Origin of the sequence: Actinomadura macrotermitis (assembly GCF_009604375.1) — a bacterium.
Classification (GTDB): Bacteria; Actinomycetota; Actinomycetes; order Streptosporangiales; family Streptosporangiaceae; genus Spirillospora; species Spirillospora macrotermitis.
The window spans coordinates 1,125,134-1,147,342 of the sequence record NZ_WEGH01000003.1; the positions used below are offsets into that span (position 1 = coordinate 1,125,134).

A 22,209-nucleotide genomic window follows, 5' to 3' on the forward strand; every position below is an offset into this window, starting at 1 on the left:
CGTCCCGGCCCCCTGATCGGGATGTCACCCGAACGGCATAAGCTGTCCCTTTCCGTCAGCCGCGAGGAGCAGCCCGCATGTCGTCCCCGGTCACCGGCCGGCCTTCCAGCGTGAAGGACCAGGAGATCGCCGCCGAGCAGCGCTACGTCGACGTGGCCTACGGCCGGCTCGAGGAGATGCGCGCCGACGCCCAGGCGATGCTGCGCGAGGGCTTCCGGCAGGCACAGGCCGGCACCAAGGCGTCGCTGGTCGACCGCGACGCGATGGTGCACCAGGCCGCGCTGCGCGCCCAGGCCCTCGACATCGCCGACGACGGCCTGGTCTTCGGCCGCCTCGACCTGTTCCCGCGCCCGCCCGAGAACGGGCAGGAGCCGTCCGGCCGGGTGGAGAACGGGCGCGAGGTCCGCTACGTCGGCCGGATCGGGGTGCGCACCCGCGACCACGACTCCCTGGTGATCGACTGGCGGGCGCCCGCCGCCGAGGACTTCTACCGCGCCACCCCCGAGGACCCGCGCGGGGTGATCCGCCGCCGGGTGCTGCACTCGCGCGGGCACGCCGTGGTCGACCTGGAGGACGACCTGCTCGACCCGGCCGCCGCCGACGGGCTCACCGTCGTCGGCGACGGCGCGTTCCTGGCCTCGCTCGCGCGCACCCGCGAGGGCGCGATGCGCGACATCGTCGCGACCATCCAGCGCGAGCAGGACGAGGTCATCCGCGCGCCCGCCGACGGCACCGTCCTGGTGCGCGGCGCCCCCGGCACCGGCAAGACCGCCGTCGCCCTGCACCGCGTCGCCTACCTGCTGTTCCGGCACCGCCGCCGGTTCGGCTCCCGCGGCGTGCTCGTGGTCGGCCCGAACCGCCGCTTCACCGCCTACATCGAGCGCGTGCTGCCCTCCCTCGGCGAGGGGTCGGCGACGCTGCGCTCGCTCGGCGACCTGGTGCCGGGCGTCACCGCGACCGGCCACGACACCCCCGAGCTGGCCCGGCACAAGGGCGCGGAGGCGATGGCGGCGGTGCTGCGCCGCGCCGTCGCCGACCACGCGCCCGGCGCGCCGAACGAGCTGCGCGTGGTGTTCCGCGGCGTCGTCGTCCGGCTGGACCGCGGCGCCCTGGACAAGATCCGCGCCGAGGTGCACCGGCGCACCCGCGGCAGCGTCAACGCCGGCCGCGGCCGCGCCGCCGAGGCCCTGCTGGACGCGCTGTGGCGGCGCTTCACCGACACCGGCGGCCAGGAGGCCGAGGAGGTCGACGGCCAGACCGGGCTGTGGAACGCGATCCTGGCCGCCGACGGCCTCGGCGAGCTGGACAGGCCGGGCGGCGATTCCGCGCAGACCGACCGCGGCCGCTTCGACACCGTCGTCCGCGAGCAGCGCGCCTTCACCGACTTCCTGATCGCCTGGTGGCCGATGCGCCGCCCGCAGGAGGTGCTGTCGGCGCTCGGCGACCCGGCCCGGCTGCGCCGCGCCGCCGCCCGCGACCTGGACCCGGCCGCGATCGGGCCGCTCGCGGCGTCCTTCGCCGGCCCCGGCGTCTCCTACCAGGACGTCGCGCTGCTCGACGAGATCGACGCGCTGCTCGGCCCGCCGCCGCGCCCGTCCCGCCGCCGCGCCCGCGAGGACGACCCGTTCGTGGTGGACGGCGTCAACATCCTCACCGGCGAGGAGGTCGCCGACGAGTCGTGGGAGCCGGAGATGCAGGAGCTCACCACCTCCATCGAGCGGCTGGAGCGGGCCCGCCGCGTCGACGACGGCGTCGTGGAGGAGCGCCCCGAGTACGCGCACATCGTCGTCGACGAGGCGCAGGACCTGTCCCCGATGCAGTGGCGCATGCTCGGCCGCCGCGGCCGCCAGGCCAGCTGGACGATCGTGGAGGACCCGGCGCAGAGCGCCTGGGAGGACCTGGCCGCGGCGCGGCAGGCCATGGACGCCGCGCTCGGCGGCGAGCCGCCCCGCTCCCGCGGCGGCCGGGGGCGCCGCCCCCGCAAGCCGCCCGCGGCGGCCCGCACCGTCCGGCACGAGTACGAGCTGACCACCAACTACCGCAACTCCACCGAGATCGCCGCCGTCTCGGCCCGGGTCCTCGCGCTGGCGCTGCCCGAGGCCCGGCCGGCCCGCGCCGTCCGCGAGTCCGGCATCGACCCGCTGGTCGAGCTGGTCGCCCCGGGCGGCCTCATGGCGGCCACCCGCGCCGCCGCCGAGACCCTGCTGGACCAGGTCGAGGGCACCATCGGCGTGATCGTCCCGCTTCCGGACGGCGGCTCCTGGACCGCCGCCGACCGCGACCGCCTCGCCGCCGGCCTGCCCGACCGCGTCCAGGTCCTGGACGTCCTGGAGGCCAAGGGCCTGGAGTTCGACGCCGCGGTCATCGCCGCCCCCGAGACCGTCGCGTCCCAGTCCCCCCGGGGCCTGCGCGTCCTGTACGTGGCCGTCTCCCGCGCCACCCAGCGCCTGACCGTCCTCACCGCCGACCCCACCTGGCGGACCACCCTGACCGCCTGACCGCCTGACCCGCCGGAGCGCCCGCGCCCCGGCGGGTCAGGCGACGGCGCGGGGCCCGGCGGCGATCCGTACGCCGCTGCGCGCCGTGGGGCGCTCGGCGCTCAGGTCGAGGGCGTCGCGCCGGGCGGTCGTCCACTCGCCGGTGAGGTCGATCTCGGCGCCGTCCGCCCGCTCCCCGGTGAGATCGCAGCCCGCCCGGGGGGCGGAGCGCTGCTCTTCGGTGAGGTCGAGCTCCGGGCCGGAGGCGCCGGTCCGCCGTTCCGTGTGCCGCATCATCGCTCCCGACCGGTCCCGCTTCGCGCGGCACAGCATGTGGGTCTTCATCGGCTTGGGCCTCTTTGTCGTTCGGGAGGGGCCACCGCGCGGCGTTCCGGCCGTCCGGCCGGGCCGTGGACCGGGATGGTGTCGGTTCGCATTCCGATCACGCCCCGCCTTTCCCTTTTGCGGATTTTCAGATCTTTTGTTACTTGTGAGGCTTCTGAGGCGCGGCACACCATTTCCAGGGTCTTCCGTCAGGATCTGGCAAACCTTCCCCGGCTATCTCGTTGGTGCTGGTGACTTATTCAGCTCAGGCGGCTAGGCTCGGTCTCGCAATCCAGGCTGTCTAGACAGCTCAGCTACCTTGACCATTCCACGGATACTGGCCAGTAAACTTTTGATCATGGAAAATGGAGGTGATTAAGTCAGGTGACGCAAGAGGCCTACGCCATACCCTTCGTTTAAGCCATCTGGACGTTTGGGACCGCCGGGAGGCAGCACCGTGGCCAACACGCCGCGCTACATGGAGATCGCCAACGAGCTGCGCCAGCAGATCACCACCGGCAGGCTGCGGCCCGGCGACCAGCTGCCGACCGAGGCCGAGCTGGCCAAACAGCACGAGACGGCGCGCAACACCATCCGGGACGCCATCGGCATCCTCAAGAACCTGCGCCTGGTCGAGGCCCGCTCGGGCATCGGCACCTTCGTGGCGATCCCGCCCGTCCGCTACAAGGTCACCCTGACGCCGGACGAGCGGACCGGCTTCGGCGGCGGAGAGGGCAAGGCGTGGGTCGCCGAGGCCGAGGCGAAGGGGCGCACCGCGCGCACCGGCGACACCGAGGTGCACATCAAGGTCGCCACGCCGGTCATGGCCGAGGCGCTGAACGTCAGCACCACCGAGTCCCTGGTCGGCCGGCACCAGGAGCGCTACATCGACGAGGTGGCCTGGTCGCTGCAGACCTCCTACTACCCCATGGACTTCGTCACCAGGGGGGCGACGGAACTGCTCCGCAACACCGACATCGACCAGGGCACGATGGACTACCTGGAAGAAAGCCTGGGCATCAAGCAGGTCGGATACCGGGACGAGATCGTGGTGCGTCCACCCGACGCCCGCGAGGTCGACTTCTTCAACATCCCGGACAGCGGTGCCGTGCAGATCCTCGAACACCGCCGCACCGCCTTCGACGCGCACGGCCACCCTTGCCGTTACACGGTCACCGCCTATCCCACGGACCGCAACATCTTCGTCATCGAAGCCATGCTTCCCGTGCCCGACGAGACCGCGTGAGCGGCGAACATTCTCCGCACGGCCTTTTCCTCTCTTCGACCACTCCTGTCTTCACCACTAGGGGCGGCGCAGGGCGCGTCGCCTGTTTCCCATAGTTGGAGTCCACATGTCCATCGACATCACACCGGCACCGCACGAGGACCCGGCTCTCGAGCTCCTGCGGCCGTACCTCACCGAGGCGGTGCTGGCCCTGCACAACGCCGGCGTCACCGTCGTGCGCAGCTGGCTCGACCCGAGCGGCCCGCGAGACGCCACCATCGTGCTCGCCGACGGCCGCGCGCTGGTGTGGGACGAGGAGACGGGCTGGCGGGTCGGGCCCTACGTGGCCGGCGAGCAGGGTGTTCGCACCGTCCTCGCCGATGCCGTCCACCTGGGCGGGGGTGTCCTGCCCGTGCCGTCCGAAGTCGTCTGGCGGCTCCTGGCGGGCATCACCGGGTCCTGCGTGAAGTACCGCGCCCACGACGAGAACCCCGCCGCGTTCGACGCCGTGGTCCGCGCTCTCGCACCGGCCCGCGTTCTCGCCTAGGTCCCGCGACGGCTTCTGCCGCGACGCCGCCGTGCCGCTCCACCGGTTCCCCGGGGTGGCACGGCGGTCGCGCATCCACGCTCCGCATGTCTATTTCGACCGGCTTGTCTGAGTTAACGTAAGGGTTTGACCGGCAGCGGGCGCGCGTGAGGCTTCGGCACGGCGCTGTGAGTGAGTGTGTGTTTCGTCGTCGCGAACAGGACCGAACGTGGTATCCAGCTTTCGGCTTCGCCCGGCCTTCGCCGGGGACTGCGGCACCGTCCTCCGGCTCATCTCTCAGGCGTCCGCCTGGCTGCAGAGCATCGGCAGCGACCAGTGGCAGCGGCCCTGGCCCACCCGGGTACAGCGCGACCAGCGGGTGTGGGACGCCCTGCTGCGCGGGGAGACCTGGATGCTCTGCGACGGGCTCGCCCCGATCGCCACGGTGAGCGCCACCCTGAAGGCGAACGAGGACCTGTGGGGCGAACCCGGGGACACCGCGATCTACCTGCACCGGCTGGTGGTCGACCGCCGCTACGGAGGACAGGGCCTCGGCGCGCTGCTGCTGAACTGGGTCGGCGAGTGCGCCCTGCACGAGCACGCGGCGCACTGCCTCCGGATCGACGTGTGGTCCAAGAACACAGCGCTGCAGCGCTACTACCACGAGCAGGGCTTCACGCGGGTCCACCGGGAGATCAAGATCCCTGACTACCCCGCCGGAGTGCTGCTCGAACGGGACATCCGCGCGTTCCGGGCCGTCCCTTCGACGCCGTTCCTGGTGGAGCCCTCGTTGGGCACGGTGCTCAGCGGGCGCCCGGTCCGGCAGGGCGGGTGGCTGGAAGAACCGGTGCCGCAGACGCCCTGGGCCTCATGACGCCGCGGCCGGCACCCGTCAGATGATGGGGGGGCGGCCGGTGCGGGTCATGCGCCAGGCCGTGCCCCAGGAGATGGGGCGGCGCGGGCCCGCCGGCTTGCGCCAGCCCTCGGCGAAGCCCTTGAACCACGGCTTCAGCGCGGCCGGACGCCGTTCGCGCAGCAGGGTCATGCCGACCCAGACCGCCAGGTAGGTGAGCGCCAGCGGCCACGGCAGGTTGCGGCGCGCCAGCCACACCCGGTTGCGGGCGTTGTAGCGGTAGAACATCTCGTGCCGGGTCGGCAGGACGGCCGGGTGGAACATCACCGCCGACGCGTCGTACACGATCCGGTAGCCCGCGTTCAGGACCTGCCAGGCCAGGTCGGTCTCCTCGTGGGCGTAGAAGAAGTCCTCCGGCAGGCCGCCGCCCGCGTCCCAGGCGGCGCGGCGCACCGCGCAGGCGCCGCCGAGGAACGTGGTGACCTCCGAGGAGCGCTCGGGGTCGCCCGCGCGCAGCCGGGGGACGTGCCGGCGCTCGCCGCGGCCGCCCTCGGGGTCGCGGACCCGGAACGAGACGATGCCGAGGTCGGGCTCGGCGGAGAACCGGTCGCGCAGGTGCGCGCCGAGCCGGTTGGAGCGGTACCAGCCGTCGTCGTCGAGGAACAGGATCACATCGCCCGAGGACGCCTCGACGCCCCGGTTGCGGCCGGCCGGGATGCCGACGTTGCGCGGCAGCGCGAGCGTGCGCACCCGCTCGTCGTCGAAGGGCGGCAGCCCCGCCCGCTCACCGGCGGGGTCCGCGCCGTTGCCGACGAGCACGACCTCCACGTCCACGTGCTCCTGCTCCAGCGCACTGTTGATGGCGCGGGCCAGCTCCTGCGGCCGGTTCCCCATGGTGAGGACGACGACGGACAGTTTCATTTACTTGAGTCTCCGGGAGGCGATGATGCTGATCAGGTGCAGCAGCGTCTGCAGCACCGCGACGGCGGCGACCGCGACGGCCAGCACCCGGGTCGCGGCCGGGGTGCCGGTGCCGAGCGCCACGTCCAGACCGGCGGCGAGCAGGATCAGCAGTGACAGCTCGACCGCGCCGATGATGCGGTGGAAGCGCAGCATCGAGGCGGCCTGCCGGGCCAGCGCGATGCGGGTGGAGCGCGGGCGCAGCGCCCGGTCGCCGCCCGCGGGGTCGGCGGGCAGGCCCGACTTGGCGCGGGCCACCACCACGTTGTCGGTCTCGGCCTTGATCAGCGCGGCGCCGAGCGCGGCGACCAGCCCGAGCTCGACGTAGCCGCCGCTGTGCCAGCCGCCCTGCGCGGCGAAGCCGAGCCCGATCAGCAGCGACACCTCCGACAGGTAGTGCCCGATGCGGTCCAGGAACACCCCGGCGACCGAGGTCTGCCGCAGGTAGCGGGCCACCTCGCCGTCCACGCAGTCCAGCAGCAGGTAGACCTGGATGAGCACGGCGCCGCCGAGCGCCGCCCACAGCGCGCCCATGCCGGCGAGCGGCAGCGACACCACCACGCCCGCGACGATGCCGCTCAGCATCATCAGGTAGGTGAGCTGGTTCGGGGAGAAGCCGAGGCGCAGCGCGAGCCAGGAGAAGTACGGCGACAGGTCGCGCATGTAGATGCGGCCGGCCCAGTGCTCCTCGTTGCGCCGGTCCTTCAGGCCGGGCGGCTGCCCGTGCCGCCGGACGTCGGCGACCTTGGCCTGCTTGCGCGAGGGCCGCAGGTCGTCGCCGGCGCGGATGCCGCCGCCGGGCGGGGGGCCCGGCTCGGGGGCCTCAGCCTCCATGGGCCTGGACATACTCTTGCACCGCCTTGCGGGTCGCGTCCTCGTCGAGCCCGAGATGTTCCAAGATCGTATAGCGGCCGGGACGGGTGCGCGGGGCATACAGGACAGCCTCGGCGAACTGGTCCACGCTGAGGCCGACGTCGCCCGGCAGGCACGGCAGGCCGTGCCGGCGCAGGCAGGTCAGGATCTCCTCCAGCCGCTCCGCGCCGTCGCCGAGGTGCGTGGCGCGCAGGTGATAGCAGAACGCCGCGCCGATGCCCGCGAGTTCCCCGTGGTTGGCGGTGCCGGGGAACAGCTGGTCGATGGCGTGCAGGATCTCGTGGTCGCCGCCGGACGCCGGCCGCGAGTCGCCGGCGAACGACATCGCCATGCCCGACAGGACCAGGCCCTCGGCGAGCACGGTGAGGAACCGGTCGGAGTCGATCGTGCCGGGCTGGTGCAGCAGCGCCTCGGCGGCGGTGCGCGCGACGGTGAGCGCCATCCGGTCGACCTTCTCGCCGCACTCCTGCGCCGCCAGCAGCCAGTCCTCGACGGCGGAGAAGTTGCTGACCACGTCGCCGACGCCGGCGCGCACCAGCCGCGGCGGCGCGGCCCGCACGTAGTCCAGGTCCACCACCATCGCCAGCGGCATGACGACGCCGAACGAGCCCTTGCCCTTCTCGTGGGTGAGGGACGCGACCGGCGAGCAGATCCCGTCGTGCGACAGGTTCGTCGCGACCGACACCATCGGGATGCCCGACAGCGTCGCGGCGTACTTGGTGGCGTCGATGGTGCGGCCGCCGCCGATGCCGACGACCGCCTCGTAGGAGCCGGCGCGCAGCCGGGAGCCGAGCGCGACGGCCGCGTCCACCGTGCCGTCCTCGACCCGGAACACCTCGCACGCCTCCAGCGAGGGGCGGACGTGCTCGGCGATCTGGTCGCCCTGGCCGGGACCGACCGCGATCGCCACCCGGCCCTCGGTGGCGATGCGCCGGTCGGCCAGCAGCGTGCCGAGGTCGGCCACGGCTCCGCGGCGTACGTCGATGGACAGCGGTGCGGTCAGCATCCGCGTCAGCAGGGGCATGGGCCTTCCTCGGCAGGTCGTCGGACGGCGTGCTCCCGGAGGGGGAGGTCGTTCGGGGGGAGACCGCTCAGTAGGTCTTGGCGATCTCGCGCGCCTTGGCCAGGTCGTCGTGGTTGTCGACCTCGACCCAGGCGACGTCGCCGATCGGCGCGACGGAGATCTTGGCGCCGCGGCGGACCAGCTCCTGGTAGCCGTCCTCGTAGTACTGGTCGGGGTCGGCCTCGAAGGTCGCCTTGAGGGCGTCGGCGAGGGCCTCGGCGGCGGCCGGCTCGATCAGCGTGGCGCCGATGTACTCGCCGGCCGCGTCGGCCGGGTCCATCAGCTTGGTGATGCGCTCCAGGTGCCCGTCGGCGTCGAGGATGACCTTCATCTCCTCGTCGGCGAGCTTCTTGACGTCGTCGACGGCCAGCAGGATGTCGGGGCCGCGGTTGCCCAGCAGGGTCTTCTCGACGCTGACGGGGTGGACGGTGTCGCCGTTGACCATCAGCACGCCCTTGGCGAAGTGCTCGCGGGCCAGCCACATGGAGTAGGCGTTGTTCCACTCCTCGGCCTTGTCGTTGTGCACCAGGGTGATCGTGACGCCGTAGCGCTCCTCGAGGGCGGCCTTGCGCTCCTCGACGGCGCCGGCGCAGTAGCCGACGACGATGACCACGTCGGTCAGGCCCACCTCGGCCAGATTGGACAGGGCGATGTCCAGGATGGTGGTGTCACCGTCGACCGGCACCAGGGCCTTCGGCAGTGTGTCGGTGTACGGCCGCAGCCTTCGCCCCGCACCCGCGGCCAGCACCATACCGATCATGCGTTCCCATCCTCCAGGTCGACCATCACGCCGCTGTCGCGGCCGGTCCGCGACCACGTCGCGGCGCTCTCGCTCACGAACAACACGCCAAGGTAGGCGGCGAGCGCAGCGTACGCGAACGGGAGGAGCCCGCAGAGGCCCGCGAAGGCCACAATGAGCATCCGGCCGTCCCAGCCGAGACCGGCGCGAAAGAGCTGCTCCGGCGGCCACAGTCCCTGGCGGGCGCGGTACACGGTGTCGTAGTGGTGGTAGGCCAGGACCGCCACGAGCACGTAGACCAGCGGTGCCGGGACAGCCTGTGCGAACCCCAATACAGCGAGGTAACCATACTCGATTGAGCGAATGATGGGCGGGACAAGCCAGTCCAACCGGCCGTTATGTGGATGGAGCGCAGCCGGGCAGGTGAGCAGCAGCGCCACCGCGGGCGCGAACAGCGCCGGGCTGCGCTGCTCCCCGACGCCGGTGACCAGCAGCACCGCGGTGATCGCGAGGGCGACCAGGGCGCCGGGCAGCGGCGGCAGCTGGCCGCGCACGAAGCCGCCGACGGCCCGGCCCACCGGCCCGTCGTCGCGGAAGGCCTGCAGCTCCCGGGTGCCGGCCGGGACGGTCCCGCTCATCGGGCCCTCGCCCGCAGCACCCGTCCGGCCAGGGTGTAGGCGGCGGCGACCGTCCCCCACGCCAGCAGCGCGGTGAAGGTCAGGCGGGCGTCGCCGAACGCGGCGGTGAGGGAGATCAGCGCGAACCGCTCCCCGATCGGCAGCACGACGATCTTCTTGGCCCAGTGCAGCGCGCGGACCCGGCTGGTGGCCGCCGACAGCCGCGCCGCCCGGCCCGCGGGCTCGGGGGCGGGCGGCCGCTCGGCCGGGGCGTCGTCGCCCGCCGCCGACAGCGGGACGACCGCGGGCGGCTCCGCCCCGTCCTGCCCGGGACGGGCCGCGTAACAGAAGTCGATCATGTGGCGGACAGTCTGCAGAGCCAGCGCGGCGACGGCGAGCGGCCACACGTTCCCGCCATCCACGCCCGACCCGGCGACCGCGACGGACGATCCGACCGCGAGCCCGGCGAACACCGCGTACTCCTTGGCCCGGTCGCCCACCGCGTCCAGCCAGGCGCCGAGCGCGCTGAACTGCCGGGTGTAGCGGGCGAGCTGCCCGTCCACGCAGTCCAGCACGAACGACAGGTAGAACAGCACCGCGCCGGCGACCATGCCGGCCCGGGTGCCGGCCGCGAACCACACCGCCGCCAGCAGCGCGACGGCCAGCGAGACGCAGGTGACGGCGTTCGGCGTGAGGCCGCGCCAGGCCGCCAGCCGGACCAGGTACGGCGAGTAGCTGCTGACGGCGTAGGTGGCGAAGAAGCCGTCGTCGCTCTTGACGGCGTCGGCCAGCCGGATCCGGTCCTCGTCCACCGCGTCCACGGCGGCGTGCGCGGCGTGGGCGGCGGGTCCGGAGGCGGCGCGCAGGCACGGCAGCCGGTCGTCGCGGACGGCGGTGACCGGAACACCCGAGCGCACCAGGCCGACCAGCAGCAGCCCGGCGGCCTCCGCCTCCTGCCCGCCGTGCGGCTCGGGGAACGCGCCGGGCACCTCCAGCAGCAGCGCCAGCTTCTCGGCGACGCCGGCGAGGTCGCCGATGCCGGTGCTGTCGACGCGCAGCACGCCGGGGAACGCCGCGTCCGGCGCCGTCACCCGGTGGTACGGGGACCCGGCGGAGTCGATCAGGCCGGCGCGGGTGCGGACCGGCGCCAGGCCGCCGTCCGGCGCCGGGGGCGGCGCGACGGTGAGCGCGGCGGCCGGGGCGCGGACGTCGCGCAGCAGCCGGACGAGCTGCTCGTCGCCGATCGCGACGTCGCCGGGCAGCAGCAGGAGCGGGCCGCCGTGCCGCCGCGCCAGCCGGGCGATCTCACGCAGGTCGGCGGCCGGATCGGCGCACTCGACGACGTCGTGGCCGTCCTTGCGCAGCAGCGGCGCCTGCTCGGGACGGGCCACCACGTACCGGTCCGGTACGTTGAGCCTGCCGAGCCGGCCCTGCAGCCGCGCCAGCTGGGTGGGCGCCTCCGGGTCGTCCGCGCAGCCCAGGGCGGCGGCGGGACCGGGCTCGGGGCCGCCTCGGGTCCATCCGGTCGCAATGATTACCGCAACGGTCATCGGCGCCTCCGCCACACAGGGAACCGAGCTGGAGAATGCACACAGTAGCGGCTCGGCCACCGACCGCTACGGAAAGAGGAGTACGACGATGCGAACGGTCGCGGTGGTGCTGGCCGGCGGGATCGGCCAGCGTGTCGGCGCCGGCCGGCCCAAGCAGCTCATCGAGGTCGGCGGCCGCCCGATCCTGGAGCTGGCCGTGCGGGCCTTCGACGACCACCCCGGCATCGCCGAGGTCGTGGTGGTGATGGCCGCCGGGCACCTGCGCGCGGCCGCCGCGATCGCCGCGCCGTTCGGCAAGGTGACCGCCGTGATCGAGGGCGGCGACACCCGCACCGCCTCCACCGTCGCGGCGCTGCGGGTGCTGGCGGACCGGCCGGACGGCACCCGGGTGCTGTTCCACGACGCGGCCCGCCCGTTCGTGGACGCCGCGGTGATCGGCCGGGTGCTGGACGCGCTGGACGCGCACGAGTGCGTCGCGGTCGGCATGCCCGCCTCCGACACGATCGTGGAGGTCGCCGGCGGGTTCGTCGCCGCGATGCCGCCGCGCGAGTCGCTCAGCCGGTTCCAGACGCCGCAGGGGTTCCGCCTCGGCGTGCTGCGCAAGGCCTACGAGCTGGCGCTCGCCGACCCCGCGCTGCGCGCCACCGACGACTGCGGCATCGTGCACCGCTACCTGCCGGACGTGCCGATCCGGGTGGTGGCCGGCAGCGAGCGCAACCTCAAGGTCACCCATCCCCTCGACGTCGTCGTCGCCGAGCACCTGGCCACCGAACCCCTGGAGCAGTCGTGATCTTCGATCGTCCCCCCGTCGTCATCGGCCACCGCGGCCTCGGCTCGGGCGAGGTGCTGCCCGCCGGGACCGACGTGCCGGTCGCCGAGAACACCCTGGAGTCGATGCTCGCCGCCGCCGCGGCCGGTCTCACCTGGATCGAGATCGACGTGACCCGCACCGCCGACGACGAGCTGGTGCTGCGGCACGACCCGACCGGCACCGACGGCGCGTTCCTGATCGAGGGCACCGCCGCCGCCAGCGGGCTGCCCCGGCTCGCCGACATCTTCGACGCGCTGCCGCCGGAGATCGCGGTGGACGTGGACGTCAAGACCATCCTGGAGGACGCGGTGGACGCCCCGTCCCGCCGCACCGGCGCGCTGCTCCTCCCCCTGCTCGCGCGCGAGGCGCGGCGCCGGGAACTGCTGGTGACCTCGTTCGACCCGTCGCTGCTGACGTTCCTGCGCGACGAACTGCCGCAGGTCCCGGTCGGGCTGCTGACCTGGCTGCGGTTCCCGATGTGGCACGCGGTGCCCGCCGCCGCCGGGCTGGGATTCCAGGCGGTCGCGGTGCACACCGCGACCTGCGGCTTCGAGCACCCCGACACGCGGCTGCGCCCGCTGGACCAGTGCGTGGACGCCGCGCACAAGGCCGACCTGGAGTTCATGGTGTGGTGCCCGAAGGCGGACGCCGCCCGGGACTACGCGGCGGCGGGCGTCGACGCCATGGTCGTCAACGAGGTCCCGGGAGTCCTGAAGGCCCTGGCGGACTAGCCCTTACCGCCGAACATCTGCGTCCACTCGCCGCCTTCGCCGTCATGGCGCGGTGCGGACGGCTGCGGGGCCGGCGGCTGGGCGGGCGCCTGCGGAGCCGCCGGGCGGGGCTGCGGGAGAGGCGGGGCGTCCTGCGGCATCGGGGCGGGACGGCCGGGGCCGGGCATGGGCGCGCCCTGGTACGGCGGCGGGACGGCGCCCTGGCGCGGCGCCTTGGCCTTCCACCGCGACGGCGGCAGCGACGCCACCAGCAGCGCGCCGCCGATGACGATCAGCGCGCCGTTCGTGGCGAGGGTGGTGTACCCGAAGCTGATGTTGGAGGACAGGCCGTGGCCGCTGTGGAGCATCGCCCAGCGGGGCGCGAGCAGCCACAGCAGCCCGAGGCCGCCGAAGAGGACGCCGGGCACCAGCGAGGCGAGCGGCGAGACGCGCGAGCCCATGAGCAGGCCGAGCAGCACCGCGACGACCAGCAGCACCACCAGGCCGGCCAGCCCGCCGGAGTCGTCGTGCCTCAGCACGCCGACCTGGTAGCGCATGCGCCACCACCAGCGGTAGGAGCCGTACGCCAGGCCGGCCGCGACCAGCGGGGTCGCGACCAGGCCGAGCAGCAGGCCGAGAACATGCCGGACCGTGTTGGACATGGCCACCCTCCTCGAGGACGGGTGGCGTGATCCGCCCGCCCGTCCCTGAGACGCGCCGGCCCGGCGTCCGGTTCGCCCCGCCGGGTCAGTGCTTGGCGGGAGTGGGCTGGCCGAGCCCGGGCGGGCTGGTCAGGAACCCCACGCCCCACGACACGTGCATGGTCGCGAACACCAGCGGCAGCCGCACCCAGGCGGCGAGCGGCAGGCCGCGGCCCTCGACGGCGGCGCCCGCGATCATCGCCAGGGCGTAGCCGCCGGGCAGGACCCAGCCGGGCCAGAACCCGAACGCGCCGGCCACCACGCCCGCCGTCATCGCCACCACCGCGAGCGGCGGCGCCAGGTAGCGCAGGTTCAGCGTGCCCTGGTGCTCGCGGCCGACGACGCGGCGCCAGCGGCCGGTGTGGAAGTACTGCTTGGCCAGGGCCCGCAGGTTCGGGCGCGGCCGGTAGGTGACCCGCATCCGCGGCGTGAAGAAGATCCGCCCGCCGGTCTGCCGGATGCGGTGGTTCATCTCCCAGTCCTGGGCGCGCACGAACGTCTCGTCGTAGCCGCCGACCCGCTCCAGCGCGCTGCGCCGGAACGTGCCGAGGTAGACGGTCTCCACCTCGCCGGCCTCGCCGCCGGTGTGGAAGCGGGCGTTGCCGACGCCGAGCTTGGAGGTCATCGCGCGCGCCACGGCCTGCTCGAACGGGCTGACGCCCTCGGCCGCCATGATCCCGCCGACGTTGTCGGCGCCGGTCGCCTCCATCGTCTCCACCGCGGCCCGCACGTAGTCGGCGGGCAGCAGCGAGTGGCCGTCCACCCGCACGATGATCGAGTACTGGGACGCCTTGATCGCGATGTTCAGGCCCTGCGGGGTGCGGCCGGTCGGGTTGGCCACCACCACGATCCGCGGGTCCTCGGCGGCGAGCCGGGCGGCGATCTCCTCGGTGCGGTCCTTGGACGGGCCGATCGCCAGCACCAGCTCCAGCTCGCCCGGGTAGTCCTGGGTGATGATCCGCCGCACGGCGTCGGTCAGGTGGCGTTCCTCGTTGAGGACCGGCATCACCACCGAGACGGCGGGCCAGGTGCGGTCGGCGGGCTGCGGCTCGCGGGTCCCGAGGCCGTCGGGGGCCTCGTGCTGCTGGGCGCTGTGTGCGTGGGGAGACGGGTTCATCGCTCACGGGCCGCGCCCCGGCTCGCCGGAGCAGGACCCCTCTGTCCTCTCTTACTCGCTGCCTGTGACACGCCCGGACGACCCGGCTGCGGGTACCGGGACGGAGGTCAAGACGGCGCCACGTTACTGCAAGGACACGAGGGCCCGGTAGCGAACGATCCGCCCCGCACCACTTTAGAGTGGTGGAAACTCGCGTGGGTAACGCCGGATCGTTCTTTGGGGAGGCGGCGGCCAGCATGGCAGACGGGCAGGACGCGGAGGGCGGCAAGGACCCGCTGGAGCACTACTTCCGCCCGCGCCCGGGCGCCGCGTCCGGCGACGGCGACGGCGAGGTCGAGGGCGTCAAGGTCGACGGCGTGCCGGCGCCGCGGGTGACGGTGCAGGCCCCGCGCGGCCCGCGCCGGCCGGCCGCCGCGCTCAGCCCGCGCGCCGCGCTGAACGCCCGCCGGCAGCGGCGCTTCCTCATGTTCACCGGCACCATGTCGGCGTTCGTGCTGCTCACCTCCGGCGGCGCGTGGGCGTTCCAGAACTACGTCACCGGCGCGATCGACAAGGTCTCGGTCGGCGGCCTGGGCAACGGCAAGGACGGCCCGAAGGGCGCGATGACGATCCTGGTCGCCGGCGTCGACCGGCGCGAGGGCCTCACCCCCGAGCAGCAGCGCGCCGCGCACCTGGGGCACGAGGCCGGCGAGCGCTCCGACACCATGATCCTGCTGCACGTCTCGCGCGACCACGACCGGGTGACGATGGTCAGCCTGCCGCGCGACTCGCTCGTCACCATCCCGGCGCACAGGTCCAACGGGGCGGAGGCGCCGAAGGGGCAGCTCGTGCCGAGCCGCCAGGGCAAGCTGACCTGGGCGTACCAGTTCGGCGGCCCCGACCTCACCGTCGACACGATCAAGCGCTCGACGGGCGTGTCCATCGACCACTACGTCGAGGTCAACTTCTACGGGTTCGTGAACATGGTGGACGCGCTCGGCGGCGTCGACGTGTGCTCCGAGCAGGCCGTCGACGACCCCAAGAGCGGGCTGCGGCTGCCGGCCGGCAAGTCCCACGTCGACGGGCTGAAGGCGCTGGCGTTCGCCCGCGCCCGCTACACCCTGACCGGCGGCACCGACCTCGGCCGCATCGACCGCCAGCAGCAGTTCATGGCGTCGATGATGAAGCAGGCGCTGTCGTCGCGGACGCTCAGCGACCCGGTCAAGTCGACCCGGTTCCTGAACGCGGCGCTGAAGTCGCTGCGGGTGGACAAGGACCTGGCCCGCGACCTGCCCAAGCTCGCCGACCAGATGAAGGGGCTGTCGACCGACAACCTCACCTTCGCCAAGCTCCCCCTCGCCGATCCCGGCCACAACGTGGTGCTGTGGAACTCCGGGTCGCCGCAGTCCACGGTGCTGTGGGACCAGGAGCGGGCCGGCGACCTGTTCTCCAAGATCCGGCACGACGAGCCGGTCACGCAGAAGAAGAAGGAGGAGTCCCCGGCGCCGGCCAAGTCCCCCGACGACCCGAACGCGCCGACGGTCGCGCCGGCCGACATCTCGGTGCGGGTGCTGAACGCCATCGGCACCCGGGGCCTGGCCACCAAGGCGGGCAAGGACCTGCGCGAGGTCGGCTTCAACGTCACGGTCGTGCCGGGCGTCGCCCGCCGCGGCCTGCAGACCACCCAGATCCAGTACGGCGGGAGCCGCGAGGACTCGGCGAAGACGCTGGCCGCCGCGATCCCGGGCGCCAAGGTCAAGAAGGTCGCCTCGCTCGGCGACCGCATCCAGGTGCTGGTCGGCGCCGACTGGGACGGCGCCCAGAAGGTCAAGGTGAAGAAGAAGAAGGAGCAGGACTCCTCCACCGCTCCGGGCCAGGAGCTGGAGACCGGCACCGCGACGCAGAAGCTCTGCACCTGATCACTGCGACAGGGGGAAGGCGTGCCCCCGCTCGCAGCGGAAGATGCCCAGATGGCTGTGCCGGGCGATGCTGAGGCCGGTGGGCTCGGCGTCGTCGGCGTCCTCGACCGGCCGCCAGCGCCCTGCGCCGTCCCACTCGGTGCTGTCGAGCTGCAGCAGCAGCCCGATCGGCCCGGCGCAGTGCGGGCATTCCTGCGGCGGCATGTCGGTGACGGGCCAGGCCATGCCGCCGCCGACCTTGCAGCCGGGCACCACCGACAGGTCCGACTGGTAGTCGGCGGGCTCCTCCCTGGTCTCCTCCCAGGCGTGCAGCCGTGCCCGCAGCTCGCCGGGCAGCTCCTCGTGCCAGGGGTACTCGGTCACCCGCTCGGGATGCAGGACGCAGGGGCGGGGGACGTAGCCGTCCTCGGCGCGCGCCGGTGCGGGCGGGGCGGCGAGCACGTCGGTGACGTCCGCGCCGCGCCGCCACACCACGCGCACTTCGGGCTGGTAACCGTTATGCGGGTGGAAAGTGGGGCACCAGAGGATCTGCAGCAGATCGGCCCCGTCCGGAAAGGCGAGCTCCGGGAAATCAGCGGCCCGTAACTGGGCGACCGAAACCAGGGCGTTCGGCGCGTCAAGTCCCTTGATCCAGGGCGGCCGGTCCTCGGGCTCGGCGCAGTGCGGCCAGGGTTCGCCGGCCGGCCACAGCAGCGGCCCGCCGATATGGCTGTCGCGCGCTCCGGGGTTCCCCGGCCGGGGGTGCAGGCGTACGGCCGTCCGCGCGTACGCGCCGAGGCCGGGCACCTCGGCCGCCATGTCGACGGGCGGCGGCGGTGTCGTACGGGGTGCTGCGTCCACCCGCCCCATGATGCCGCGGACGTACGACAATCCCGCCGCGGGCCAGGTCAGACGATGGTGTGCAGCTCGCCGATCACCTGCGGCCACCGGTCGTTGGTGACGGCCGCGCGCGTCGGCGGCGACTCCTCGATGATCTCGCGGCCCCGCTCCCGCCGGATCCGGCGGATCCAGCGCAGGCCCCCGGCCGCGAGCAGCTGGTACTGGACGGTACGGCGCGGAGAGGTCTCGGCGATCACCCGGGCGTCGGGCACCGGCCCGCGCACGGTGCGCCACTCGATGGTGTCTGACACGTCATATCCGTTCGATCGGCCCGCCGTTGGTGGACGGATGCACTGACCTTGACACAACTATCCACCTGTTCGGGCCACCGCAGTAGAGGCTCGGCAGATTCGTCTCAGCCGCCCCACCGATAAACCCCGGGAAATAACCTCATATAAGACCGAATCACGCCCGGTTCCCGCCGGCCCGTAATCCAGTCCGGCGCGCCCGCCGCATCCATCGCGCATCACGATCGTTCCCATGACGAACATGCGTTGGACTCATAGATCACCCGGCCGCCATGCTGGGGCCATGAAGATCACCGTGTTCGGGGCCGCCGGCAGCGTCGGCGCCCAGGTCGTCACCGAAGCCCTGTCCCGGGGCCACCAGGTCACCGCCGTGGTCCGCGACCCGGCCCGGTTCGCCGAACTGCCGCCGGCCGCCGCCCACCGCGCGGGCGACGCCGCCGACCCCGCCGCCGTCGCCGCGCTCGCCGCCGGCCAGGACCTCGTCGTCAGCGCGACCCGCCCGCCCGACGGCCACGAGCACGACCTGGTCACGGCCGCCAAGTCCCTGCTGACCGGCCTCGCGGGCACCCCCACCCGGCTGCTCCTGGTGGGCGGCGCCGCCACCCTGACGACGCCGAACGGCCTGCGGGTGCTGGACGACCCGCAGTACATGCCGCCCGCCTACCGCCCCATCGCGCTCGCCTGCGCCGCCCAGCACGAGGCGGCCCGCGAGGTCCCCGACGTCGACTGGACCTACCTGAGCCCGCCGGCGCTCCTCCTCCCGGGCGAGCGCACCGGCCACTACCGCCTCGGCACCGACGCCCTCCTGGTCGACGCCGAGGGCGTCTCGCAGATCTCCGTCGCCGACCTGGCCGTCGCCGTCCTCGACGAGGCCGAGCACCCCCGCCATTCCCGCACCCGCTTCACCGTCGCCTACTAGCGGTCAGCGGGCGCGGTCAGCGGGCGGTGCGCGGGCGGTCAGCGCGGACCGCGATGGTCGTCTCGTTGGCGGGCCGCAGGGGTCCGCCGGGCGGGAGAACGAGATGAGCACGCTGACGGGCAAGACCGCGCTGGTGACCGGCGGATCGCGCGGGATCGGCCGCGCCGTGGCGCTGCGGCTGGCCGCGGACGGCGCGCGGGTCGCCGTCCACTACGGCGGCAACAAGGTCGCCGCCGACGAGACCGTCGGGCTGATCGAGGACGCGGGCGGCCGGGCGTTCGCGGTGCGGGCCGACTTCGCCGCCGCGGACGCCGCCGACCGCATGTTCGAGCAGCTCGTCCCCGCGCTGGACGGCGCCGGCCTGGACATCCTGGTCAACAACGCCGGTATCGGCTCCACCAATCCCGTCGCCGGGGTCACCGCCGCCGAGTTCGACGAGCTGTTCACCGTCAACGTCCGCACCCCGTTCCTGGTGGTGCAGCGCGCCCTGCCGCTGCTGAACGACGGCGGCCGCGTCGTGCAGATCGGCTCCGTCGCCTCCACCCGGATCGCGGTCTCCACCCAGATCGCCTACACGATGACCAAGGCCGCCCTCGACGCCATGACGCCGTCGCTGGCCAACGAGCTCGGCCGCCGCGGCATCACCGTCAACACCGTCGCCCCCGGCGTGATCCGCACCGACCTGACGGCCGGCCACACCGCCTCCCCCGAGGCGGTGGCGGGCCTGTCCGCCATCACCGCCCTCGGCCGGCTCGGCGAGCCCGAAGACGTGGCCGGCGCGGTCGGCTTCCTGGCCGGCCCGGACGCCGCCTTCGTCACCGGCCAGACCCTGGACGTCTGCGGCGGCAACTGGCTCGGCCCGATCATCCCCGCCTAGCCGCGATGTGGGCGGGCAGGGCGATGCCCTCCCTGAGGGCGGGGTCGGCCTCCGGTTCGCCGAAGACCGCCGACATCGGCAGGACGCCGGCCCAGACGTCCAGGCCGGCGTCCGGGCCGTCGCCGTCGTCGGGCGGCCCCACGCGGATCTTGACCGACGCCTCGTCCAGGGGCAGGGCGAGCAGCGCCGTCGCCGCGAGCTCCTTGCGGTCGGGCCGCCGCGCGTAGTCCCACTGCCCCGGCGCCGACTGCTCGGTCAGGAGGCGCAGCCCGGCGAGCTTCTCCGCCGGGTCGGTGACGAGCCGGGGCACGCCGTAGACCATCGCGCTGCGGTAGTTGACGCCGTGCTCGAACACCGACCGCGAGAGGACCAGGCCGTCGACGTGCGTGACCGTGACGCAGACCAGCGCGTCCGGCGAGGCGACCAGGCTGCGGCTGGCGACGGAGCCGTGGAAGTACAGGTTCGTCCCGTCGGCGCCGTAGACGGTGGGGACGACCATGGGGCAGCCGTCGACGACGACGCCGAGGTGGCAGACGAAGCCCGCGGCCAGGATGGCGTCCAGTTGGGCGCGGTCCCGGCTCCCCTGCTCGCGCAACCGGCGATGACGGGTGCGTTCGGTCTCCGGCAGCGGGCTGTGGCTCACGGCGCCCCTTCCCCGAGGCATGCTGAAAATGATCAGCAGCACGCTACCGTTACCGCAGCCTGGAAACCACTTCTCAACGAAAACAGTTGCGATCGAACCATCTCACAACGAAAACCATCTAGATCCACCATGCGGGCCGTGCAGCGGGCAGACTCCCGGCATGAACGAATCGGATCCGAAGGCCGCCCTGCAGCGCTACCTGCAGAACGCGCGCGGCGCCCTGCTGTGGAAGCTCGACGGACTCTCCGAGTACGACGCGCGCCGTCCCCTCACCCCGACCGGCACCAACCTGCTGGGCCTGGTCAAGCACCTCACCAGCGTCGAGCTGGTCTACTTCGGCGAGACGTTCGGCCGTCCCTCCGGCGAGCCCAAGCCGTGGGAGGAGGAATGGGACACCGACCCCAACGCCGACCTGTGGGCCCACGCCGACGAGGCGCGTGCGGAGATCGTCGACGGGTACCGGCGGGCCTGGGCGCACACCGACGCCACCGTCGCCGCGCTGGAGCTGGACGCGCCCGGCCGCGTCCCGCACTGGCCGGACGACAGGAACGAGGAGGTGACCCTGCACCGGATCCTGGTGCACGTGATCGCCGAGACCCACCGGCACGCCGGGCACGCCGACATCGTCCGCGAGCTCATCGACGGGGCCGCCGGGATGCGCGAGGACAACGACAACCTGCCCGAGCAGGTCGCGTGGCGGGAGCACTGGCAGCGGGTGGAGCAGGCGGCGAAGGACGCCGCCGGCGGGTGACCCCGCCGGGGCCGGCCGGCCCCGGCGGGACGCACCGTCAGGCGGCGCAGTACTGGGCCTGCTTGCCGATCGCGCGGTAGGGGCAGTCGGCGTACTCGGTCAGCGTGAGCAGCGAGTCGCGGGTGCCGGCCACCAGGGAGTCGATCCGGGACGGCGAGGGGTAGAAGCTGCCGCCGCCGAGCTCGAAGGTGAACGAGAAGATGCGCTGGTCGCCCCACGTCCAGTCGTCGGTCGTGCCGTCGGTGATGTAGAGGTCGCTGGACTGCTGCGGGGTGAAGCCGTTGCTCGCCGCCAGCGTCCGGCCGATGGTGCGGTGCGTGGCCTCCTCGTCGGTGGACATCGAGCCGGGGACGGTGTCGTTGTAGGTGTAGCCGAACGGCCAGAGCACCATCTCGGCGTCGGAGTGGATGTCCAGGAACAGCTTGATCTGCTGCACGCCGCCGACGATCCGGCTCCGCACGAAGTTCGTCAGCACCTTGGTCTCCGGCGCGGACTCGGGGCTCGGGCCCCGGTAGGTCTCGCTGGACACGTTGCCGGACGAGCCGCCGCAGCAGCCCCACTTGTAGGGGAAGTTGCGGTTCAGGTCGGTCGGCGCGGGCTGCCGGTTCTTGCGCCACATCCGGCCCGGCTGGGTGTCGGACGTCATGTCGTACACCTGGCCGTCCGGGTTGACCATCGGGAAGATCCACATCTCCCGGGAGTTGACCAGGTTGGTGATCCGGGTGTTGCTGCCGTACCCCCGGGTCAGGGTGCCGATCAGGTCCAGGGTCTGCTCGGCGGTGAGCCGCTCGCGGGCGTGGATGTTGGAGATGTAGAGCGTCTCGGGCTCGTTCTCGTCGACCGCGACGTTGTCGCTGATCTTCACGCCGACGATGTCGCGGCCCTGGTAGGACTTGCCGATGACGACCTTGCGCGCGATCTGCGGGTAGGCCGCGACGACCGCGTCCAGCTCGGCCTGCATCTCGGCGAAGGTGTGGTACGAGGTCGCCAGCCGCTGGTACGGCTGCGGCGAGGGCAGCGCCGCCACGGTGTAGCCGAGCTTCTTGATCGCCTTGAGCTCGGAGGCGATGGCGCTGACCTCCAGCGACCCGTCCTTGCGGACGGCGTCGATCGCGGCGCCGGTACGGGCGACCTGGCTGCGCTGCTGGGGCGTCTTCGGCCCGCTGACCAGGTAGCGCTGGGACGGGGGCTCGGGTGCGGCGGCGGCCCGGGCCGGGCTCGTCACCGCCAGGACGAGGAGGAGTGCCGACAAGACGGCGACGAACGGTCTGGAAAGCTTCACCATGGGAGGGACACCTGCCGTTCGGAGAGGCGCTCGTGGTGCCGTCACGATGACCCCTGGCCAGGCACCCGGCAATGGGCACCGGCCGGCCCGCCCGGCGCCGCCCCGAACGCCGTTCTCCCAGCTCGGAGCGCATCTGGCGGCCCGCCGTCCAGGCCGGTCCGGC

At 73.2% G+C, this 22,209-nt stretch carries 23 protein-coding genes; 10 read left to right on the forward strand and 13 right to left on the reverse strand.

Features of this window, described 5'->3' with window-relative positions:
* The first annotated feature begins 77 nt into the window (after positions 1-77).
* Positions 78-2,498, forward strand: coding sequence for a HelD family protein (locus ACRB68_RS26480; RefSeq protein ID WP_153536868.1), 2,421 nt, complete (start codon positions 78-80; stop codon positions 2,496-2,498).
* A gap of 36 nt (positions 2,499-2,534) precedes the next feature.
* Here the strand turns inward: ACRB68_RS26480 and ACRB68_RS26485 are convergent, their stop codons facing one another.
* Complete coding sequence (locus ACRB68_RS26485; RefSeq protein ID WP_153536870.1) at positions 2,535-2,822, reverse strand: hypothetical protein; 288 nt, start codon at positions 2,820-2,822, stop codon at positions 2,535-2,537.
* Between the two features lie 436 nt (positions 2,823-3,258).
* Between ACRB68_RS26485 and ACRB68_RS26490 the strand changes: the two genes are divergently transcribed.
* The 3 genes from ACRB68_RS26490 to ACRB68_RS26500 all read left to right on the forward strand — a co-directional run bounded on the left by ACRB68_RS26490 (position 3,259) and on the right by ACRB68_RS26500 (position 5,426).
* Positions 3,259-4,047, forward strand: coding sequence for a GntR family transcriptional regulator (locus tag ACRB68_RS26490; RefSeq protein WP_153536872.1), 789 nt, complete (start codon positions 3,259-3,261; stop codon positions 4,045-4,047).
* Between the two features lie 106 nt (positions 4,048-4,153).
* Entirely contained in the window at positions 4,154-4,573 is a 420-nt protein-coding gene (locus ACRB68_RS26495) for a DUF6292 family protein (RefSeq protein WP_153536874.1), read from the forward strand.
* Between the two features lie 208 nt (positions 4,574-4,781).
* Positions 4,782-5,426, forward strand: coding sequence for a GNAT family N-acetyltransferase (locus tag ACRB68_RS26500; RefSeq protein WP_153536876.1), 645 nt, complete (start codon positions 4,782-4,784; stop codon positions 5,424-5,426).
* Between the two features lie 18 nt (positions 5,427-5,444).
* On the opposite strand, the gene ACRB68_RS26505 is transcribed toward ACRB68_RS26500, so the two are convergent.
* The 6 genes from ACRB68_RS26505 to ACRB68_RS26530 form a co-directional block, all read right to left on the reverse strand.
* Positions 5,445-6,326 (reverse strand): glycosyltransferase family 2 protein, encoded by an 882-nt coding sequence (locus ACRB68_RS26505; protein ID WP_153536878.1) that lies wholly within the window; start codon positions 6,324-6,326, stop codon positions 5,445-5,447.
* On the reverse strand, positions 6,327-7,199 hold the full coding sequence (locus ACRB68_RS26510; RefSeq protein ID WP_153536880.1) for a CDP-alcohol phosphatidyltransferase family protein: 873 nt from the start codon (positions 7,197-7,199) through the stop codon (positions 6,327-6,329). It abuts the gene before it with no gap.
* Positions 7,189-8,244, reverse strand: coding sequence for an iron-containing alcohol dehydrogenase family protein (locus ACRB68_RS26515; protein WP_194293487.1), 1,056 nt, complete (start codon positions 8,242-8,244; stop codon positions 7,189-7,191). Before ACRB68_RS26515 ends, ACRB68_RS26510 begins: the two co-directional genes overlap by 11 nt.
* A gap of 85 nt (positions 8,245-8,329) precedes the next feature.
* Positions 8,330-9,061: a phosphocholine cytidylyltransferase family protein gene (locus tag ACRB68_RS26520; protein WP_153536884.1), complete on the reverse strand. Its 732-nt coding sequence runs from the start codon at positions 9,059-9,061 to the stop codon at positions 8,330-8,332.
* Complete coding sequence (locus ACRB68_RS42150; protein ID WP_153536886.1) at positions 9,058-9,678, reverse strand: DUF5941 domain-containing protein; 621 nt, start codon at positions 9,676-9,678, stop codon at positions 9,058-9,060. The genes ACRB68_RS26520 and ACRB68_RS42150 overlap by 4 nt, the downstream gene beginning before the upstream one ends.
* Complete coding sequence (locus ACRB68_RS26530; RefSeq protein WP_153536888.1) at positions 9,675-11,207, reverse strand: CDP-alcohol phosphatidyltransferase family protein; 1,533 nt, start codon at positions 11,205-11,207, stop codon at positions 9,675-9,677. Before ACRB68_RS26530 ends, ACRB68_RS42150 begins: the two co-directional genes overlap by 4 nt.
* Positions 11,208-11,295: 88 nt before the next feature.
* On the opposite strand from ACRB68_RS26530, the gene ispD reads away from it, so the two are divergent.
* Both ispD and ACRB68_RS26540 read left to right on the forward strand, forming a co-directional pair.
* Positions 11,296-11,997: a 2-C-methyl-D-erythritol 4-phosphate cytidylyltransferase gene (ispD, locus tag ACRB68_RS26535; RefSeq protein ID WP_153536890.1), complete on the forward strand. Its 702-nt coding sequence runs from the start codon at positions 11,296-11,298 to the stop codon at positions 11,995-11,997.
* On the forward strand, positions 11,994-12,749 hold the full coding sequence (locus ACRB68_RS26540; RefSeq protein WP_194293492.1) for a glycerophosphodiester phosphodiesterase: 756 nt from the start codon (positions 11,994-11,996) through the stop codon (positions 12,747-12,749). The genes ispD and ACRB68_RS26540 overlap by 4 nt, the downstream gene beginning before the upstream one ends.
* On the opposite strand, the gene ACRB68_RS26545 is transcribed toward ACRB68_RS26540, so the two are convergent.
* Positions 12,746-13,390: a hypothetical protein gene (locus ACRB68_RS26545; RefSeq protein ID WP_153536892.1), complete on the reverse strand. Its 645-nt coding sequence runs from the start codon at positions 13,388-13,390 to the stop codon at positions 12,746-12,748. The genes ACRB68_RS26540 and ACRB68_RS26545 overlap by 4 nt on opposite strands.
* Positions 13,391-13,475: 85 nt before the next feature.
* A complete protein-coding gene (locus ACRB68_RS26550; protein WP_268890448.1) occupies positions 13,476-14,546 on the reverse strand; it encodes a glycosyltransferase family 2 protein in 1,071 nt (356 codons plus the stop codon).
* 236 nt (positions 14,547-14,782) lie between these two features.
* On the opposite strand from ACRB68_RS26550, the gene ACRB68_RS26555 reads away from it, so the two are divergent.
* Complete coding sequence (locus ACRB68_RS26555) at positions 14,783-16,444, forward strand: LCP family protein (RefSeq protein WP_153536894.1); 1,662 nt, start codon at positions 14,783-14,785, stop codon at positions 16,442-16,444.
* Here the strand turns inward: ACRB68_RS26555 and ACRB68_RS26560 are convergent, their stop codons facing one another.
* Entirely contained in the window at positions 16,445-17,284 is an 840-nt protein-coding gene (locus ACRB68_RS26560) for a YwqG family protein (protein ID WP_328594814.1), read from the reverse strand.
* A 47-nt stretch (positions 17,285-17,331) separates the two neighbouring features.
* On the reverse strand, positions 17,332-17,574 hold the full coding sequence (locus ACRB68_RS26565) for a hypothetical protein (protein ID WP_153536897.1): 243 nt from the start codon (positions 17,572-17,574) through the stop codon (positions 17,332-17,334).
* Positions 17,575-17,854: 280 nt separating this feature from the next.
* Between ACRB68_RS26565 and ACRB68_RS26570 the strand changes: the two genes are divergently transcribed.
* Positions 17,855-18,490 carry an NAD(P)-dependent oxidoreductase gene (locus tag ACRB68_RS26570; RefSeq protein WP_153536899.1) on the forward strand — a complete coding sequence of 212 codons (636 nt, stop codon included), beginning with the start codon at positions 17,855-17,857 and terminating at the stop codon, positions 18,488-18,490.
* A 103-nt stretch (positions 18,491-18,593) separates the two neighbouring features.
* The gene (locus tag ACRB68_RS26575) at positions 18,594-19,367 is read left to right on the forward strand and encodes an SDR family NAD(P)-dependent oxidoreductase (protein ID WP_153536901.1); all 774 of its coding nucleotides are present in this window, start codon (positions 18,594-18,596) and stop codon (positions 19,365-19,367) included.
* Here ACRB68_RS26575 and ACRB68_RS26580 read toward each other — a convergent pair.
* Positions 19,354-20,010: a pyridoxamine 5'-phosphate oxidase family protein gene (locus ACRB68_RS26580; RefSeq protein ID WP_328594815.1), complete on the reverse strand. Its 657-nt coding sequence runs from the start codon at positions 20,008-20,010 to the stop codon at positions 19,354-19,356. The genes ACRB68_RS26575 and ACRB68_RS26580 overlap by 14 nt on opposite strands.
* Before the next feature lie 160 nt (positions 20,011-20,170).
* On the opposite strand from ACRB68_RS26580, the gene ACRB68_RS26585 reads away from it, so the two are divergent.
* A complete protein-coding gene (locus tag ACRB68_RS26585) occupies positions 20,171-20,761 on the forward strand; it encodes a DinB family protein (protein ID WP_153536905.1) in 591 nt (196 codons plus the stop codon).
* Between the two features lie 37 nt (positions 20,762-20,798).
* Here ACRB68_RS26585 and ACRB68_RS26590 read toward each other — a convergent pair whose 3' ends face one another.
* Positions 20,799-22,046, reverse strand: coding sequence for a M14 family metallopeptidase (locus ACRB68_RS26590; protein WP_153536907.1), 1,248 nt, complete (start codon positions 22,044-22,046; stop codon positions 20,799-20,801).
* Between the last annotated feature and the right edge of the window lie 163 nt (positions 22,047-22,209).

What these genes read in the sequence shown, in the direction of transcription:
- ACRB68_RS26545 (WP_153536892.1), bottom strand. Translation starts at nt 13,390, where the DNA reads ATGTCCAACACGGTCCGGCATGTTCTCGGCCTGCTGCTCGGCCTGGTC.
- ACRB68_RS26480 (WP_153536868.1), top strand. Translation starts at nt 78, where the DNA reads ATGTCGTCCCCGGTCACCGGCCGGCCTTCCAGCGTGAAGGACCAGGAG.
- ACRB68_RS26585 (WP_153536905.1), top strand. Translation starts at nt 20,171, where the DNA reads ATGAACGAATCGGATCCGAAGGCCGCCCTGCAGCGCTACCTGCAGAAC.
- ACRB68_RS26520 (WP_153536884.1), bottom strand. Translation starts at nt 9,061, where the DNA reads ATGATCGGTATGGTGCTGGCCGCGGGTGCGGGGCGAAGGCTGCGGCCG.
- ACRB68_RS26575 (WP_153536901.1), top strand. Translation starts at nt 18,594, where the DNA reads ATGAGCACGCTGACGGGCAAGACCGCGCTGGTGACCGGCGGATCGCGC.
- ACRB68_RS26530 (WP_153536888.1), bottom strand. Translation starts at nt 11,207, where the DNA reads ATGACCGTTGCGGTAATCATTGCGACCGGATGGACCCGAGGCGGCCCC.
- ACRB68_RS26550 (WP_268890448.1), bottom strand. Translation starts at nt 14,546, where the DNA reads ATGAACCCGTCTCCCCACGCACACAGCGCCCAGCAGCACGAGGCCCCC.
- ACRB68_RS26590 (WP_153536907.1), bottom strand. Translation starts at nt 22,046, where the DNA reads ATGGTGAAGCTTTCCAGACCGTTCGTCGCCGTCTTGTCGGCACTCCTC.
- ispD (WP_153536890.1), top strand. Translation starts at nt 11,296, where the DNA reads ATGCGAACGGTCGCGGTGGTGCTGGCCGGCGGGATCGGCCAGCGTGTC.
- ACRB68_RS26570 (WP_153536899.1), top strand. Translation starts at nt 17,855, where the DNA reads ATGAAGATCACCGTGTTCGGGGCCGCCGGCAGCGTCGGCGCCCAGGTC.
- ACRB68_RS26510 (WP_153536880.1), bottom strand. Translation starts at nt 7,199, where the DNA reads ATGGAGGCTGAGGCCCCCGAGCCGGGCCCCCCGCCCGGCGGCGGCATC.
- ACRB68_RS26495 (WP_153536874.1), top strand. Translation starts at nt 4,154, where the DNA reads ATGTCCATCGACATCACACCGGCACCGCACGAGGACCCGGCTCTCGAG.
- ACRB68_RS26515 (WP_194293487.1), bottom strand. Translation starts at nt 8,244, where the DNA reads ATGCTGACCGCACCGCTGTCCATCGACGTACGCCGCGGAGCCGTGGCC.
- ACRB68_RS26485 (WP_153536870.1), bottom strand. Translation starts at nt 2,822, where the DNA reads ATGAAGACCCACATGCTGTGCCGCGCGAAGCGGGACCGGTCGGGAGCG.
- ACRB68_RS42150 (WP_153536886.1), bottom strand. Translation starts at nt 9,678, where the DNA reads ATGAGCGGGACCGTCCCGGCCGGCACCCGGGAGCTGCAGGCCTTCCGC.
- ACRB68_RS26555 (WP_153536894.1), top strand. Translation starts at nt 14,783, where the DNA reads ATGGCAGACGGGCAGGACGCGGAGGGCGGCAAGGACCCGCTGGAGCAC.
- ACRB68_RS26505 (WP_153536878.1), bottom strand. Translation starts at nt 6,326, where the DNA reads ATGAAACTGTCCGTCGTCGTCCTCACCATGGGGAACCGGCCGCAGGAG.